Here is a 16,487-nt window from a genome sequence, read left to right as displayed (position 1 = left end):
TACGGGTCCGCAGGTCCGGCCCGGCCCTACTCGGCGTCGGATCGGCGCTCGGGCCGGTCAGGGGCCGCCAGGCCGACTTCACCGGCCCTGCGTCGGACCGGACAGACAGGTCCCCCGTCCCGGCCTCGGCCCCGCCTGACGGATTACCCGAGCCCGGTCCGCCCGGCCCGCACAGCCAGACCCCACCCAGCACGCGCTGGTCGCCCCCGCCTCAGACCAGGCGGACCGGTTTTTCCGGTCGTACGCCCGTTGAGGCCAGCCACATCCGCAGTGGCTCCCCGTCGCCGTCCTCCACCAGGCTCAGTACCCCGCCCGCCAGGTCCGTGCGGCGTTTGCCGTCCATCAGGAGGGCCGGGCCGTCGAGCCAGTCGAGCCCCGGGGTCGCGCCCGCCGTGTCCACGGCGGCGCAGCAGACCATCGCCGTGACGTGGTCGGCCAGCAGTTCACGGCCCGTACGCGGCGGCATGAGCGGGAACAGCGGCAGCGGGTCCGTCCCCCGCAGGGCGAGGGCGTCGCCCGTGGTGTCCGCGCTCGCCGGGGCGGAAGGCGCGGACGAGGGCGACGGCGCGGGCGCCTCGGCCTTCTCGCGTGCCACCTCGGCGCTGATTCCGGCGGCCAGGATGTCGCCCGCCTCCTCGCCCTGCCCGGCGAGATGGGCCATGACCCGGTCCAGCGTGGGGCCGGGCACGGCGCCGACCAACGGGTCGCCCGGCCGGGCGGGGCGCCGTACGCCCATGTCGTCCAGGACGCGGTGCAGCCTGGCCGCTTCCGTACGCCACTTACGGTCGACGACCTCTTCCGGATACTGCTGCCAGTCGACCGGGGACCAGTCCGGGCCCGAGGTGGCCGGGCCGCCGTGGAAGAGGCGCGCGGCCAGCAGGGACGCGGCCTCGTCGACCGCGCCGGGCTCTTCGAGCAGATCGCAGGCGGGGCGCTCGCCGAGCCGGGAGGTGAAGCCCTCGGCCAGCCGGTCGCGCCGTGACAGCTCGGTGAGCGCCGATACGACTCCGACGTCGAGCCGGGACGGCCAGCGGCCCATCCGCCAGGCGGGCAGGGCGACGCGGGTCAGCAGCCGGTCCCAGCCCGCGTAGGCGAGGCCGACCTGTTCCTGGGCGACGATCCGCAGGCCGTAGTCCACACCCTGGGCGCGCTCGGACGCGGCGGACGCGACTCCGCGCTCCATCAGGGCGGCGTGCTCGGCGCAGGCGCGCAGCATCAGACGGGCGATCCGGCCGACGGGGGCGAGCGCAACCCGGCGTATCAGCCGCATGTCCTGGCGGCCCGCGAGGGCTACGGCCGCGTCCAGGCCCCGGACGAAGCGGCGGGCGGCGGCTATGTCGGGGTGCGACGCCGGTCCCGTACCGGCCACGACAGGGGCCAGCACGGCGCGCAGCTCGGCGACCCGCATCCACCACAGGAACGGGGAGCCGATGACGAGCACGGGAGCGGCACTTGAGGCGCCTGCGCCGCGTGAGGCACCCGGGGCACGCGGAGCACGAGCAGCACGTGCAGCACGTGAGGCGCGTGAGGCGTCGCCGCGGGCGTGCGCGGGATGCGTACGGTCTTCCAGCCAGCTGTCGCAGTCCGGTGTCAGCGCTATGGACGAGGGCGCCGGCACATTCAGCCGGTCGGCCAGATCGCGCACCAGGCGATAGAGGTCGGGGGCGGAGCGCTCGGCGATCTCCACGGTGGGGCTGAGGGCGGGCCTGGCCCTGGTGATCACGGCGGCGACGGCCGCCGCGCACAGCAGCACGACCACGGCGAGCCCGGTCACGAGCCAGCGGGCGATGTCCCAACTCCCGCCGTTGAGACGCCCCGTGGCACCACCCGCGAGCAGGACGACCGCCACCGCCGCGGGCAGCAGCGAGCCGGCCACCGCCCTGCTGCGCACGCGCAGCACGGCGAGAGCCCGGGACCTGGCGCCCTGGGCGCCGATCTCTTCACCGACACCGGAACCGGACACGTCCGGATCTCACCCCCTCTGCCTGCACTGCGGCGGATTTGCTCACTCCCCCACTGTGGCACCCGCCACTGACATCGCAATGCCGGTGGGCCAAGTGCCCGAACGCTTGCGCCGCACCATAGTTGGGGCCTCGGCGAGGGTCATCCGGATGGCTTAACCGTCACTCGATGGAATGGCTTTGGTCAAAGGTGCTGGCGTTGGGGATGTTTCGGGGTGCGGCTTCCGGGACTCCGGGGCGGAGGGGAAGGGGTGCCGGTACGGGCTCGGGCGTCGCCGGTCTCGGGAGGTTCGGCGGCCTCAGGAGGCTTCGGCGGCCCGTCGGGCGATGTCCGTACGGTGCTGGGAACCGTCCAGCCGGATCCGCCCCACGGCGGCGTACGCCCGCTCCCGCGCCTGCGCGAGATCCGCGCCGGTCGCCGTGACCGACAGCACACGGCCGCCGGCGCTGAGGACCGTGCTGCCGTCGTCGGCCAGCCGTGTCCCGGCGTGCAGGACGTACGCGTCGGGCGCATCCTGCGCGACAACATCGGCCAGTCCGTCGATCGGATCGCCGGTACGGGGCGTACCGGGGTAGTTGTGCGAGGCCACGACGACCGTGACCGCCGCGTCGTCGCGCCACACCAGATCCGGCAGGTCGGCCAGCCGGCCCTCGGCGGCGGCCAGCAGGACACCGGCGAGCGGGGTCCTCAGCCGGGCCAGGACCACCTGTGTCTCGGGGTCGCCGAAGCGGGCGTTGAACTCGATGACCCGCACGCCCCTGCTGGTGATCGCCAGCCCCGCGTACAGCAGCCCGGAGAAGGGCGTGCCACGGCGGCGCAGCTCGTCGACGGTGGGCTGGAGGACCGTCTCCAGGACCTCGTCGACCAGCTTCGGATCGGCCCACGGGAGCGGGGAGTACGCGCCCATGCCACCGGTGTTGGGGCCCTCGTCGCCGTCGAGCGCCCGCTTGAAGTCCTGGGCGGGGCGCAGCGGGAGCACCGTACGGCCGTCTGTGATCGCGAAGAGGGAGACCTCGGGGCCGTCGAGGAACTCCTCGATGACGACACGGCCGCAGGCGAGCGCGTGCTCGCGGGCGGCGGCGAGGTCGTCGGTCACGACGACGCCCTTGCCCGCGGCGAGACCGTCGTCCTTGACGACGAAGGGGGCGCCGAAGGCGTCGAGGGCCTTGTCGATCTCCTCGGGGGTGGTGCAGACGTAGCTACGCCCGGTGGGAACGCTCGCGGCGGCCATCACGGCCTTGGCGAAGGCCTTGGAGCCCTCCAGTCGCGCGGCCTCGGCGGACGGGCCGAAGCAGGCGATGCCCGCGTCCCGTACGGCGTCGGCGACCCCGGCCACGAGCGGCGCCTCGGGGCCGACGACGACGAGCCGGGCCTCCAGCTCGGTGGCGAGCCGGGCGACGGCCGCGCCGTCGAGGGCGTCGACCGGGTGCAGCTCGGCGACTTCGGCGATACCGGCGTTACCGGGTGCGCAGTGCAGCGCGGTGACGTCGGGATCGAGGGACAGAGAGCGGCACAGGGCGTGTTCGCGGGCACCGCCGCCGATGACAAGGACCTTCACGGGGGCAGCCTAGCGGGCCGGGATCGCTGACCGTCCTGGCGTCCGTGGGGCGGGACCGGGGGCCCGCCTAGTCGTTCGGATACTCCTCGACCACCGTGGCGCCCAGCTCGCGGACGATCAGGTCGTGGCCGGAGAGCGCGGAGTCGACGAGGTCGGCGTCGTCCTCTTCAGGAGTGTCGTCCTCGGGGGCGACGTGGTGGGGAGCGGCGGCGGGGCTGTCGGAGGGCCGTCGCTGTTCGGGGGTCGTACGGCCCGGGGCGGCGGTCGCGGTCGCGGCGGGGGCGTAGGCGCCGGACATCGAGGAGCCGCCCGGGGAGCCGGAGTTGGGACCGGAGGAGGACTGGGCGGGTGGTGAGGGCTGCGCGGGTCGCTGGGCGGGGGCGGGCGCCGGGGGTCTGGAGCCGCCGCCCCCGGCGCCTCCGCCGCCTCCGCCCCCGTAACCGCCGCCGTAGCCACCGCCGCCGGGGTTGTTGCCGCCGTGCCCTCCGTTGCCGCCTCCGCCGCCGGAGCCGGGCGGCTGCCCGGCGCCGCCGGAGGGATCGATGATCGCCTCGATCTTCCACTGCACATGGAACTGCTCGGAGAGCGCCTGCTTGAGCACTTCCTCGCTGCCGCTGCTGGCGAAGTTGTCGCGGGCGCCCGCGTTGAGGAAGCCGAGCTGGAGGGTCGTCCCGTCGAAGCCCGCGACCTGCGCGTTCTGACTGAGCAGGATCCAGGTGAAGCGGCGGCGGTTCTTCACCGCCTCCAGGATGTCCGGCCACATGTTCCGCACCTGTCCGGCGCCCTGGGTCATGACCGGGCCGGCGGGCTCCCCGGCGGAGGCCGGGGCCGGGGCTGCCGGTTCGGGGGTCGCCGGGCCGCTCCCGGGGGCCGAGGCGGTGGGCCAGCCACCGGGCTTACGGGCCGCCTCGGGGGCGGCAGCGGCGGGCGCCGACGCTCCGGGCCAGGCGCCGGGCCGGGGAGCGGGCGCGGGCGCTGCTTCGGCGGGCGCGGGCGGTGGGGCGGAAGGGGATGCGGGCGCGGCGGGCGCCGGAGGTGTGGCCGCCGGCGCGGGAGGCGTACCGCCACCGCCCTGTACGGCGGCCCGCGCTTCCGCGGGTCCGTTGCCGGCCGCCGCCGGATGGGCCTCGGGCCCGGGGACGTACCCCATCGCGGGCGCCCCCCCGGTCGAGAACGCCGCCGCGGACACCCCCCGCTCCAGCCGGTCGAGCCGTGTCTGTACGGACCGCTCGTCGTCGAAGGCGGCGGGCAGCAGCACGCGCGCGCAGATCAGTTCGAGCTGGAGCCTCGGCGAGGTGGCGCCCCGCATCTCGGTGAGGCCGGTGTTGACGAGGTCGGCGGCCCGGCTCAGCTCGGCGGCACCGAAGACCGCCGCTTGGTCCTGCATCCGCTGGACGACATCGTCGGGGGCGTCGATGAGCCCCTTCGTACCGGCGTCCGGAACGGCGGCCAGGATGACCAGGTCCCGCAGCCGCTCCAACAGGTCGGCGACGAACCGCCGCGGGTCGTTGCCGCCCTCGATGACCCGGTCCACGACCTCGAAGGCGGCGGCGCCGTCACCGGCCGCGAAGGCGTCGATGGTCGAATCGAGCAGCGAGCTGTCCGTGTACCCCAGCAGGGCCGTCGCCATGGCGTACGTCACACCGTCCTCGGCGGCGCCCGCGAGGAGTTGGTCCATGACGGACATCGAGTCCCGCACGGACCCGGCACCGGCCCGCACGACGAGCGGCAGCACCCCGTCCGCGACCGGGATCTCCTCCTTGGCGCAGACCTCGCCGAGATAGTCACGCAGCGTCCCGGGCGGCACCAGCCGGAACGGATAGTGGTGCGTACGCGACCGGATCGTGCCGATGACCTTCTCGGGCTCGGTGGTCGCGAAGATGAACTTGAGATGCTCCGGCGGCTCCTCGACGACCTTCAGCAGGGCGTTGAAGCCCGCCGGGGTCACCATGTGCGCCTCGTCGATGATGTAGATCTTGTACCGGCTACCGGCCGGCCCGAAGAAGGCCTTCTCCCGCAGATCACGGGCGTCGTCCACACCACCGTGCGAAGCGGCGTCGATCTCGATGACATCGATCGACCCGGGCCCGGTCCTGGCCAGGTCCTGACAGGACTGGCAGACCCCGCAGGGGGTCGGCGTGGGCCCCTGCTCGCAGTTCAGACAGCGCGCGAGAATGCGTGCACTGGTGGTCTTCCCACAGCCCCGCGGCCCGCTGAACAGGTACGCGTGATTGACCCGGTTGTTGCGCAGGGCCTGCTGCAACGGGTCAGTGACATGCTCCTGCCCGATGACCTCGGCGAAGGACTCGGGGCGGTAACGGCGGTACAGCGCTAGGGACGACACACCTACGACGATATCGGCCCGCTACGACATCCCACCCCTGCCCACCAACGCGAACGCCCCTCACGCACCCGCCAGAGCCAACCTACCCTTGCTGCCTTCCGGCCCTGGGGGAGTTCAGTCAGATAGCGCCACGTGAGGGGCTGCGCTCACAGTACCTGATCCCCACCCCCGACAACGAGTTCGCGAGCACCGCTCAACGTCTTGTATGGTTCGTCGCGGAGGATTCGCCTAGTGGCCTAGGGCGCACGCTTGGAAAGCGTGTTGGGGGCAACCCCTCACGAGTTCGAATCTCGTATCCTCCGCCATTGCTCTCACCGGGCAATAGTTGAAGGCCCGCCGTCGCTAGCGATGGCGGGCCTTCGACGTTCGTGGCCGCACGTCCTGCCGCAGGAACGGGGCGGATCTTGTACCTGAAGGCCGTCGAGCGCGCCTTGCGCCGCGTTCCGGCGATCATGAGGGGGCGCGTCTCCCTCGTCCCGGCGCGGCCGTCCGGATCGGTGGCCCAGGTGCCACGGTGGGAGCCGCACTCTGGAGACCCGCGCGCCGGGCGGCCCGTCACTGGCGGACGATCCACCGGGGCGACCCCGCCCGCTACATCACGGCTCACCGGGTCCCACCGGCCGTCTGACGCGGACCCGTTGATCCCGTTGATTGCGTTGATCTCGTTGAAGAAGGCGGACCGTGTCAGCCGTTGGTCAGTGATGCCAGGATGATCTCCCGGGCCGACTGGACCGTGGGCGCGAAGCTGGCCGGATCCCGGCCGATGCGTTCGGCGCCGGCGCGCATGACGCCGGACAGCAGTTCCACCGCGAGGTGCACGTCGCCGACGGCGCGGAATTCTCCGCGCGCCATGCCGTCCCTGACGACGTTCTCCACCTCGATCACGATCGCGAGGAACGGGGTGTCCGGCCCCGTCGGTACCTCAGAACACACCTCCGGCGGGCTGGAGTTCGGCCGGAACATCAGTTGCAGGATCTGGTCCGTGAACGCCTCCAGGACCGCCCCGACGATCTCCCGCAGCCGTTCCGCGGCCGGGTCCGTGGAGCGCGCGGCGAGCGCGGCCACACGTTCGACCGTGGGCCGGCCCGCGCGCTGGGTCAGCGCCAGGACCAGCGCGTTCTTGTCGCGTGCGTAGTTGTACAGCGTGTTGCGCGCGAGTCCGGCCCGGGACGCGATGTGGCCCATGTTGATCGAGTCGTAGTCGCGTTCGAGCAGCAACTGCCGCATCGCGTCGGCCAGGTCGGTCCACACCATCTCGTGGTGTTCCTCGATGCTGGCTCCCCTGATCCGTGGCATCGGATCATTCTCTCCTCACGGCGGCTTCCGTGTGCCCGTCCGCCGCTAGCCCGGCTGTCCGGCAGCGGCGAGATGCGCGTTCTCCTGGTATTTCGAGGTGAGCTTCACGCGGGTGAGCCGCCAGCCGTCGGCCGTACGTACGGCCTCGTTGTCGTAGAAGCCGACCACCAGCCAGCGGTTGGGCCCGTCGCCGGCGGCCTCCTCCGGGAGCCAGTGCTCGGCGCGGACGTGCGCGTGGATCCTCGCGGTGTCGCCGTCGAGGTCGACGACGTGGCCGCTGATGACGTGGTGGGTCGCCAGGAAGGGGGCGAAGGCGCCGCGGAGGATCTCGACGTACTGGCCGACCGGCACGGCCATCGGCGGCATCCCGGTCACCGATTCGAAGTCGAGCGTGACCTCGTCGGTGTAGACGCGGCCGGCCAGTTCACCGAACTGCTTGAGATCCGCCATGTCGGCGTACCTGCCCATCAGCTCGATCAGCTCGATGCGATCACTGACTGCGTTCATGAGACGACCCTCTCGATTCGGGCGGCTTTATGCGACACCCTGTCGTAAAAAAGATTACGACACCCTGTCGCAAACCTCAACCGAAGGGGGCTCCCGAGGCAGTGCCCGCGCACCTGCGGTGATCTCAAGCAGCCGGAGGCCCGAGCGGACGCCGGGCGTCGCGGCGCGGTGGGGCGGGCAGCGTCATCGTGAATACGGTGCGGCCGGGGCGGCTTTCGACGTTCACCGTGCCCCCGTGGGCCGTGACCACCGCGTGGACGATCGCCAGTCCCAGTCCGGTGCTGCCCGTCGTACGCGAGCGGCCGTGGTCGGCGCGTACGAAGCGGCCGAAGACCTCGGGCAGCAGGTCCTCGTCGATACCGGGACCGTCGTCCGTCACGGTCAGCGTGACGCGGCTGTCGTCGGCGGACAGCCGGACGGTGACCTCGGTGCCCGCCGGGGTGTGGGTGCGGGCGTTGGCGAGCAGATTCCCGACGGCCTGGTGCAGACGGTGCTCGTCGCCCTCCGCCGTCACCGACTCCTCCGGCAGGTCCAGCCGCCAGCGATGCTCCGGCCCGGCGGCGCGCGCGTCGTCCGTGGCATCGAGGACCAGCCGTGTCAGGTCGACCCGGGAGCGGCCGAGGGCGCGGCCCGCGTCGATGCGGGCGAGCAGCAGCAGGTCTTCCACCAGGCGGCTCATCCGCTCGGACTCGGACTGGATGCGGTCCAGCGCGCGGCGTACGTCGGCCGGTACGGGGCTGGTGGTCCGGAGCGCGAGTTCCGCGTGTCCGCGGATGTTCGCCACGGGGGTGCGCAGTTCGTGGCTGGCGTCGGCGGCGAAGTGCCGCAGGCGTTCCTCGCTGGCCTGCCGTCGCGCCAGAGCGTCGCCGACGTGCCCGAGCATGCGGTTGACGGCCGTGCCGACCTGCCCCACCTCGGTGCGCGGGTCGGCGACCGGTACGGGCTCCGGCATGGCGACCTCGCCGCTGGCCAGGGGCCGCTCGGCCACGCTCACCGCCGTACCGGTCACCCGGCGCAGCGGGCGCAGCGAGACGCGCACCCAGAGCGCTGCCAGGATCCCGGTGATCACGAGGGCGGCCGTGAACACCGCCGCCTCGACCATTTCGAGCCGGTTCACGGTCTCCTCGACGGGGTGCAGCGGCAGGCCGGTGACGAGGACGTCCTCGTCGTCTCCGCGAACGGCGGTGAGGCGGTACGCGCCCAGCGCGGACAGCGTGAGGCTGTGGGCGTCCCCGTCGACGGGCAGGCGTTCGAGCGCCCGCCGGTCGGCGGTGGTCAGACGCACCTCGGCGTCCGCCTCGTCCCTGACGACCGACGCCGCGTCGATCGAGCCGTTCAGCAGGCGAGCGCCGAACGTGCCTTCCGACTGGCCGCGGGTGTCGGGCACGTTGTCGGCGTCGGGGTGGGCCTCGTGCTCCAGGCTTGCCGCGAACCGGCCCTCGGAGGCGGTGAGTTGCTGGTCGAGGCGGCGTAGGAGAAAGCCGTCGAGCGCGATGACCGTGGTGAACCCCACGGCCAGGCACGCCAGCGCGAGGAGCACCACCATCCCGGTGGTCAACTGGGCCCGGAGGGTGCGCGGCAGCGGGATCCGGCGAAACCTCCGGCGCATCAGTAACCCGGCTTCAGGACGTAACCCACGCCGCGCACGGTGTGGATCATCGCCGGTCGGCCGGTGTCGATCTTCTTGCGCAGATAGCTGATGTACAGCTCCACGACATGCGCGCGGCCACCGAAGTCGTAGGACCAGACCCGGTCGAGGATCTGTGCCTTCGACAGCACGCGGCGGGGGTTGCGCATCAGGAACCGCAGGAGTTCGAACTCGGTACGGGACAGCTCCACGATCTCGCCGCCACGGGTGACCTCCCGGGCCTCCTCGTCCATCACCAGTTCGCCGACGACCAGCACGTCGTCGCTCGATTCGCGCGCCATGCCGGCCCGGCGCAGCAGGCCGCGCAGCCGGGCCAGGACCTCCTCCAGGCTGAAGGGCTTGGTCACGTAGTCGTCGCCGCCCGCCGTGATGCCGGCGATACGGTCCTGGACCGAGTCGCGTGCGGTGAGGAACAGCACGCACACGTTGTCCAGGTCGCCCCGCAGGCCCCGCAGCACGCGCAGGCCGTCCATGTCGGGAAGCATCCAGTCCAGGACGACGGCGTGCGGACGGAACGCACGCGCGGTCTCCACGGCCGAGGCGCCGTCGGCGGCGGTACGCACCTGCCAGCCCTCGCCCGCCAGGGCGCCGGAGAGGACTTCCGTGAGATCCGGCTCGTCGTCGACGACGAGGACCCGGACGGGGCCGCCGTCGCTGCCCCGCAGGCTCTGGGGTGAGGAGCTGTGATCGTTCATGGCCTTTCCAGCATCCCTCTCAATCCGGCCCGCGGGGCTCTGGGCACGCTCTGAGTTCCCTCTGAATACGGCGGGCGGTGGCGGATCGGCGGCGCCGTTCAGCGACGCCCAACCGGGCGGCATGGAGGTGAGGAGGGCGACGAGGGCTGAGTCGTCGGTCCCGCGCTCCACGGCGTGCGCGCGCGGACAGTCGGAACGGGGATGGGCGGATCGGGCACTGTCGCGCTCAGCGCACGCCGTCGAAGTCGCCGCCGACCGTCAGGGTCACTTCACCGGGAGGGGCTGCCGCGTCCTTGGACGCGGTTGTTCCGGGGAGCCGGGAGACGAGGGCATCGGCCTCCCGCTCCAGTCCGTCGGGAAACGTGACCGACGTCTTCTCGGCGTCCTCGGGCGCGTTGCCCGTCCCCACGACGGTGAAGCCGCTCGCGCGCAGGAGTTCGGCGACCTTCGCCGCCTCGCCCTCCCGGCCCGTTCCGTTGAGTACGCGGACCCGGACCGCCGCCGCGTAGAGCGGGTTCTTCTTGGCGGCCTCGACCACCTTCTTGTCCACTTCCCGGTCCTTGGCCAGCGAGGCGAACAGGTCGGCGGCCTGCGGGTACTGCCAGACCACATTCGCCTTGTCGGCGGGCACGTCGGCCTCGCGCGGATAGTTGGGCACGGTCAGGAAGGTCAGCCGGTCGCCCGGGATTCCCTTGAGTTCGGAGGCGAGCGCCGTGAGGGGTTTGATGCCGGCCAGCGCCTTGTCCGTCGTGAGCGAACCTGTCGCCGAGTCCAGGAAGCCGTACAGGGCCGTCGGACTGGTCAGCTTCGTCTGGGCCTTGGCCGCGAGCGCTTCCATGAACTCCTGCTGGCGGCCGATGCGTCCGAGGTCGGATCCGTCCCCCACGCTGTAGCGGGTTCTGACGTAGCCGAGCGCCTTCTCGCCCTTGACCGTCTGGCATCCCGCGTCCAGGTCGAGATGCGCCTTCTCGTCGTTGATCGCCGTCTCGGGGCACACCTCTATGCCGTCCAGGGCGTTCACCATGCCCTTGAACCCCTGGAAGTCGACCGACATGAAGTGGTCGATGCGCAGGCCCGTGTTCTCCTCGACGGTCCTGATGGTGCAGGCCGCCGCGCCGGCCACCTCACCGCCGGTGCCGCCGACCGCGAACGCCTCGTTGATCTTGAACTGGTGCGCCGTGGACGTGGTGCCGTCACCACGGTCACAGGCGGGTATCCGGACCCACGAATCGCGGGGCAGGGACACCACGGTCGCCCATTTCCGGTCGGCCGCGACATGCATGACCATCAGGGTGTCCGACTGCATGGTGGTCAGGCCCTTGCCGTACTTCCCGTTGTCGCCGTCGCGCGAGTCCGAGCCGACGACGAGGATGTTCTTCGATCCGGGGCTGGCGTTGGTCGGCCGGTCGCCGCCGAGCTTGCCGTCGATGTCCGCGGAGTGGATGTTCCCGTCCAGGCTCTGGTACGCCCAGAGGCCGACACCCCCGGCGACCACCAGCAGAACGGCCAGCACGGCGCCGCCGCGTACGAGGAGCTTGCCGCGCCGGGTGAGCCGCGCGGCCGGCTCACCTCCGGCGCCCCGCGCCGCGCGCCCTCGCGGCTTCCTGCGTTCCCCACCCATGCCGATCCTCCCGCGTCCGGCGTGCGTTCCGCCCGCCCCGTCGTCGGATCGAACCACATCCCACGGAACTCTACACAGCTGTAGAGACGCGCCCGCCGTCGGCCTCTCGCCGCTACAGAGGGGTCGCCGCCTTCAGTACGAGGAAGAGAGCGACCGCCGCGTTGAGCGCCGAGAGCGCGGACAGCGCCGTACCGGCCGCGGCGACATAAGCGGCGACGCCGGTCGGGGTCAGTGCCGGCGGCCAGCGCCGGTCCGGGGGTACGGGGCCCAGGAGCGCGGCCACCCTGCGCGGGACGGGTCCGGCGGCGAACGCGGGAAGCGGCGGCACGGAAGCATGCCGGGAGACGAGCGCCGCCTTGCCCACGGCCAGGGCGGTCGTCCGCCGGTCACCCGTGACCCGGGCGGCCTCCTCGTCCGCCCAGCGTTCCGTGCCGTAGGTGACGGCGGACATCAGCGGGCGCAGCAGCGGATTCGCGCAGCCCGCCAGCCGGACCGCGAGCAGCAGGCGGTGATGGCGGCCGGCGAGGTGCGCGCGCTCGTGGGCGAGCAACGCCTCGCGCTCCGGCGGTTCGAGGCACGCCAGCATGCCGGTGGACACCACGATCCGGCCGGAAGAGCCGGAAGAGCCGGGAGAGCCCGGAGAGCCGGAGAAGCCCAGAGCGCCCGGAGACCTCGAAAGCCACGAAGAACGCGAAGAGCCCGGCAGCGCGTAGGCGTAAGGGGACGCGTCACGCAGAACCGCGACGTCGGACCGGTCCGGGGAGGAATCGAGCGTGCGATGCGCGAGGGCATGGAACCGGCAATGACGCAGGACGAGGCGAGCGCATGCCGCCGCGACCAGCACCAGCGCGACGATGGCCGCCTTGCCGAAGAACTGGTCGTGCGGCACGGCCTCCCGTACCTCCGGGTCCGACCAGCCGTCGGGCAGCGGATTGCCCGGGAGCTGCGCGGTGCCGACGACCACCAGCAGTCCCAGGCACAGCGTGCTGCACGACGCGAGGATCACGGCGACGGCGGTCAGCAGGCGGGCGGCACGGCGCGGGTGCAGATGCCGCTCGGCCAGACGCGCGATGGGCAGCGCGGTCAGCGGAAGCACCAGGGGCAGAAAGACGAAGACGCCCATGGATCATTCGTCCGGTTCGGCCGTCGGCGCGGAGGGTGATCCGCGCCCGGCGTCGTTCAGCAGAGACCTCAGCAGATCCTCGTCGTCGGTGGACAGGGCCGATACGAAGCTGGAGAGGACCGCGTCGCGGTTGTCCTGCCGGTCGAGCAGCCGGCGCATGCTCAGCGCTGTAAGATCCGCCTCGTCCATCGCGACCGACCGCCACAGCACGGGTCGTCCGGGACCGGTACGCGTCACGGCGCCCTTCTCATGGAGGCGGGTCAGGATCGTGATGACCGTGCTGTACGAGAGGTCTTCCCCGAGCCGTCGCTGAACCCAGCCCACGGGGACCGGAGTCGTGGCGTCCCCCAGCGCCGACAGCACCAGGGCTTCGAGCTCTCCCTGCCCCCGCCTCCGGGCGCGCGGTGGCTGCCCGTGATCGTCCCGCTCCTCGGCCACGACGTGATCCCTTCCCGAACCCGGCCGTCCACTCTCGCCGATCGCGGCGGATCCCGCACCATCCCATCTCTACAGTGTTGTAGATTTCAGAGAACGGCCAGAGGGACCGGCCCGAGGGACCGGCCAGAGGGACCGGCCAGAGGGACCAGCCAGAGAGACCGGTCTCGGATCACCGGTACAGAGCCTCCGGACGGTCGTCGTCCGGAACACGACGAGTGGAGAGCGGGAAACGCGATGGGTGTGAGCCTCGGCAAGGGCGGAAATGTCTCGTTGAGCAAGGAGGCCCCCGGCCTGACCGCGGTCCTTGTCGGCCTCGGGTGGGACGTCCGGACCACCACCGGGGCCGACCACGATCTCGACGCGAGCGCACTGCTCTGCGACCAGGCCGGCAAGGTGCTCTCCGACCAGCACTTCGTCTTCTACAACAACCTCCGGAGCCCGGACGGCTCCGTCGAGCACACCGGCGACAACCTCACCGGTGAGGGCGAGGGCGACGACGAGACCGTGAAGGTCGATCTCGCCGCCGTACCCGCGAACGTCGCGAAGATCGTCTTCCCCGTGTCGATCCATGACGCCGACACCCGCGGCCAGAGCTTCGGCCAGGTGCGTAACGCGTACATCCGCGTCGTCAACCAGGCGGGCGGGGCCGAGATAGCGCGCTACGACCTCAGCGAGGACGCGTCCAACGAGACCGCGATGCTCTTCGGCGAGCTGTACCGGCACGGCGCGGAGTGGAAGTTCCGCGCGGTCGGGCAGGGTTACGCCTCCGGCCTGAGCGGCATCGTCACGGACTTCGGCGTCAACCTCTGACCCCTGCCCGCCTCGCCCCGCGTCACCGACCGCGTCATCAACAGAGCCACCGACCGCGTCATCGATCGCGTCACCGACCGAGCACCGCCCCCCTGTCGAAAGCGGAGTGAACCATGACCGTCAATCTCTCCAAGGGCCAGCAGATCAGCCTCACCAAGTCGGGCGGCGGTGAACTCACCGTCGTACGGATGGGACTCGGCTGGAAGTCCGCGCCCCGCAAGGGCTTCTTCGCGCGTATGACCGCCCGCGAGATCGACCTGGACGCCTCGGCCGTCCTCTTCGCCGGGAAGGACGCGCAGGACGTCGTCTTCTTCCAGCACCTGAACAGCGACGACGGATCGGTACGGCACACCGGCGACAACCGGGTGGGCGGCGCCGGCCAGGGCGGGGACGACGAGTCGATCGTCGTGGACCTGCAACGCGTCCCCGTACACGTCGACCAGATCGTCTTCACCGTCAACTCGTTCACCGGCCAGACCTTCGAAGAGGTCGAGAACGCCTTCTGCCGGCTGGTCGACGAGACGAACGGCCAGGAACTGGCGCGCTACACCCTCACCGGCGGCGGGCGCCACACCGCGCAGATCATGGCCAAGGTGCAACGCTCCGGCGCCGGTTGGCAGATGACGGCCATCGGCGCCCCCGCCGACGGCCGCACCTTCCAGGACCTGATGCCCGCCGTCGCCTCGCACCTCTGACGAGCTTCCCCCTCTCCCCCTCCCGTCCACCGAAAGGCAGGAGCACACGCATGGCCCTGTGGGACCGCATCAAGGAATCCGCGTCGACGATGCAGACGCAGCTCAACGCGAAGAAGAACGACCTCAAGAGCGGAGGATTCCGCGACGCGAGCATGGCCATGTGCGCCCTCGTCGCCGCGGCCGACGGCTCCGTCGACGCCTCGGAGCGCCAACGCGTCGCCTCCCTCATCATCGGCAACGACGTACTCCAGAACTTCCCCGCCGCCGATCTGCAACGCCGCTTCGACGACTACTGCCAGCAGCTGGCCACCGACTTCGACTTCGGGAAGGTCGCCCTTCTCCAGACCATCGGCAAGGTCGCCAAGAAGCCCACGGAGGCCCGAGCCGTCATCCAGATCGGCATCGTCATCGGCGGCGCCGACGGCGACTTCGACAAGTCGGAACGCGCCGTGGTCCGCGAAGCCTGTTTCGCGGTCGGTATCCCGCCGGACGAGTTCGACGTCTGATCGATCCCGCGCGGCCCGCGCCGGTACGGCGGATCAGCCGAACAGGGCGGAACCGAGCGGGTGTTGCCGGTCGAAGCCGGGGAGGATCAGGAAGGTCGCACTGGCGGTCGTGGTGGTGAAGGGCAGCAGTGCGTCGGAGGCGTCCATGCGGGTGAGCGTGGCCGTGAAGGTCCGCAGGTCGTTCTGGAAGCTGATGAAGAGCAGGCCGGGGGCGGGCCCGTCGGTGCTGTAGGAGCGGCGGAGCATGTGGCCGACGCCGACCGTGGTGGGGTTCGCCCTGCGTACGTGGGCGTCAACGGGCACGAGATAGCGCCCGTCGGGCGTCTTGGCGCCGAGTTCGGGGGCCGAGGCGGGGGTGCCGCCGGAGAGCGGTGCGCCGCTGGCCCGGCGGCGCCCGAAGACCGCCTCCTGCTCGGCGACGGACAGGGCGGCGAACCGTGTCAGGTCGAGTTCCATGCGCCGCAGTACGGCCAGGGTGCCGCCGGCGACCTCGGGGGGCCCGGCCAGCCACAGGTCCCGCTCCTGCTCGGCGGCGGTGTGCGGGCCCACGATGCCGTCGATGAAACCGAGCAGGTTGCGCGGCGCCGTGAGGTCCTTGGCGACGGGCACGTCCGCACCGCGTCGGCCGGACTGCCGCCAGCGTTCGCGTACGCGGTCACCGGCCTGGTCCAGGAGCGCGGCGGCGGCGACCGGTACGACCAGCGCGTCACTGGCGCAGATCTGTAGCAGCAGATCACCGCCGCGTGCCCGCGGGGCGATCTCCTCGCGGAAGAACCGCGGCAGGTCGGTCGCGCCGGGCAGCGCGGCACCAGTCGCACTGACCGTACGGGCCGCACCCGCCTTCCGTACCAGCCGCGGACCCACGCCGACGGTCACGGTCAGGTCGCCCGGGGACAGGCCCAGCAACCGCGGGTCCGACCCGGCCGTCAGGGTGCGGACGGCCTCGCCGAGGTCGGCCAGCAGCGGGCCGGGCGCCACCGTGCTGCCGAGGTCCGCGACCAGGGCCAGCAGGTTGCGCTGCCCCGACCGGGGAAGCGTGATGCCCGCCTGGTGCCGGCCGCCCGTGGCGGGCACCGGCTTGAGCGCGGGCGCGGGCGTGGCCGCCGTGGAAGTGGAAGAGGCGGCGGGCCGGTCCTGCTGAGGTGAGTCGGACGAACACCCGGCGAGGAGACCGGCGGCCACCGTGGCACCGGTGACATCGAGGAACGCGCGGCGTGACGGAGGGCGATCGTCGCGTTGCATGATGTGCACAGTGCCACAACAGCCTCGGGCCCGCCGCTCAAC

General features: G+C 71.9%; 14 protein-coding genes, 1 tRNA gene and 1 other RNA gene. 4 read left to right on the top strand and 12 right to left on the bottom strand.

Annotation, left to right across the window (positions count from 1 at the left end; all coding sequences use genetic code 11):
- Positions 1-211: 211 nt before the first annotated feature.
- The 4 genes from ACFYNU_RS21390 to ffs form a co-directional block, all read right to left on the bottom strand.
- Positions 212-1,963, bottom strand: a complete 1,752-nt coding sequence (locus ACFYNU_RS21390; protein ID WP_356590657.1) for a hypothetical protein — start codon at positions 1,961-1,963, stop codon at positions 212-214.
- A 297-nt stretch (positions 1,964-2,260) separates the two neighbouring features.
- The gene (gene purD, locus ACFYNU_RS21385) at positions 2,261-3,520 is read right to left on the bottom strand and encodes a phosphoribosylamine--glycine ligase (protein ID WP_356590655.1); all 1,260 of its coding nucleotides are present in this window, start codon (positions 3,518-3,520) and stop codon (positions 2,261-2,263) included.
- Between the two features lie 67 nt (positions 3,521-3,587).
- A complete protein-coding gene (locus tag ACFYNU_RS21380; protein WP_356590653.1) occupies positions 3,588-5,864 on the bottom strand; it encodes a DNA polymerase III subunit gamma and tau in 2,277 nt (758 codons plus the stop codon).
- A gap of 46 nt (positions 5,865-5,910) precedes the next feature.
- Positions 5,911-6,009: signal recognition particle sRNA small type (ffs, locus tag ACFYNU_RS21375), an RNA gene on the bottom strand.
- 72 nt (positions 6,010-6,081) lie between these two features.
- On the opposite strand from ffs, the gene ACFYNU_RS21370 reads away from it, so the two are divergent.
- Positions 6,082-6,169, top strand: a tRNA-Ser gene (locus ACFYNU_RS21370).
- Positions 6,170-6,548: 379 nt separating this feature from the next.
- On the opposite strand, the gene ACFYNU_RS21365 is transcribed toward ACFYNU_RS21370, so the two are convergent.
- The 7 genes from ACFYNU_RS21365 to ACFYNU_RS21335 all read right to left on the bottom strand — a co-directional run bounded on the left by ACFYNU_RS21365 (position 6,549) and on the right by ACFYNU_RS21335 (position 13,192).
- The gene (locus ACFYNU_RS21365; protein WP_356590651.1) at positions 6,549-7,160 is read right to left on the bottom strand and encodes a TetR/AcrR family transcriptional regulator; all 612 of its coding nucleotides are present in this window, start codon (positions 7,158-7,160) and stop codon (positions 6,549-6,551) included.
- 45 nt (positions 7,161-7,205) lie between these two features.
- A complete protein-coding gene (locus ACFYNU_RS21360) occupies positions 7,206-7,667 on the bottom strand; it encodes a nuclear transport factor 2 family protein (protein WP_356590649.1) in 462 nt (153 codons plus the stop codon).
- Positions 7,668-7,791: 124 nt separating this feature from the next.
- Positions 7,792-9,276, bottom strand: coding sequence for a HAMP domain-containing sensor histidine kinase (locus ACFYNU_RS21355; RefSeq protein WP_356590647.1), 1,485 nt, complete (start codon positions 9,274-9,276; stop codon positions 7,792-7,794).
- Positions 9,276-10,010, bottom strand: coding sequence for a response regulator transcription factor (locus tag ACFYNU_RS21350; protein ID WP_356590645.1), 735 nt, complete (start codon positions 10,008-10,010; stop codon positions 9,276-9,278). Before ACFYNU_RS21350 ends, ACFYNU_RS21355 begins: the two co-directional genes overlap by 1 nt.
- Before the next feature lie 226 nt (positions 10,011-10,236).
- Entirely contained in the window at positions 10,237-11,631 is a 1,395-nt protein-coding gene (locus tag ACFYNU_RS21345; RefSeq protein WP_388766985.1) for an LCP family protein, read from the bottom strand.
- A 112-nt stretch (positions 11,632-11,743) separates the two neighbouring features.
- Positions 11,744-12,754 (bottom strand): M56 family metallopeptidase, encoded by a 1,011-nt coding sequence (locus tag ACFYNU_RS21340; RefSeq protein ID WP_356590643.1) that lies wholly within the window; start codon positions 12,752-12,754, stop codon positions 11,744-11,746.
- A gap of 3 nt (positions 12,755-12,757) precedes the next feature.
- Positions 12,758-13,192 (bottom strand): BlaI/MecI/CopY family transcriptional regulator, encoded by a 435-nt coding sequence (locus tag ACFYNU_RS21335; RefSeq protein ID WP_356590641.1) that lies wholly within the window; start codon positions 13,190-13,192, stop codon positions 12,758-12,760.
- Positions 13,193-13,426: 234 nt separating this feature from the next.
- Here ACFYNU_RS21335 and ACFYNU_RS21330 point away from each other — a divergent pair, with 234 nt between their 5' ends.
- The 3 genes from ACFYNU_RS21330 (at position 13,427) to ACFYNU_RS21320 (ending at position 15,203) form a co-directional block, all read left to right on the top strand.
- Positions 13,427-14,002 (top strand): TerD family protein, encoded by a 576-nt coding sequence (locus ACFYNU_RS21330; protein ID WP_356590639.1) that lies wholly within the window; start codon positions 13,427-13,429, stop codon positions 14,000-14,002.
- A 113-nt stretch (positions 14,003-14,115) separates the two neighbouring features.
- Positions 14,116-14,697 (top strand): TerD family protein, encoded by a 582-nt coding sequence (locus ACFYNU_RS21325; RefSeq protein WP_356590637.1) that lies wholly within the window; start codon positions 14,116-14,118, stop codon positions 14,695-14,697.
- A gap of 50 nt (positions 14,698-14,747) precedes the next feature.
- Positions 14,748-15,203: a TerB family tellurite resistance protein gene (locus ACFYNU_RS21320; RefSeq protein WP_356590635.1), complete on the top strand. Its 456-nt coding sequence runs from the start codon at positions 14,748-14,750 to the stop codon at positions 15,201-15,203.
- Positions 15,204-15,236: 33 nt separating this feature from the next.
- Here the strand turns inward: ACFYNU_RS21320 and ACFYNU_RS21315 are convergent, their stop codons facing one another.
- A complete protein-coding gene (locus ACFYNU_RS21315; protein ID WP_356590633.1) occupies positions 15,237-16,445 on the bottom strand; it encodes a Dyp-type peroxidase in 1,209 nt (402 codons plus the stop codon).
- Between the last annotated feature and the right edge of the window lie 42 nt (positions 16,446-16,487).

It is taken from the genome of Streptomyces sp. NPDC006643 (assembly GCF_042870175.1).
Classification (GTDB): domain Bacteria; phylum Actinomycetota; class Actinomycetes; order Streptomycetales; family Streptomycetaceae; genus Streptomyces.
Note: the sequence above shows the minus strand (reverse complement) of the source record. Positions and strands in the feature narration are given on the sequence as shown.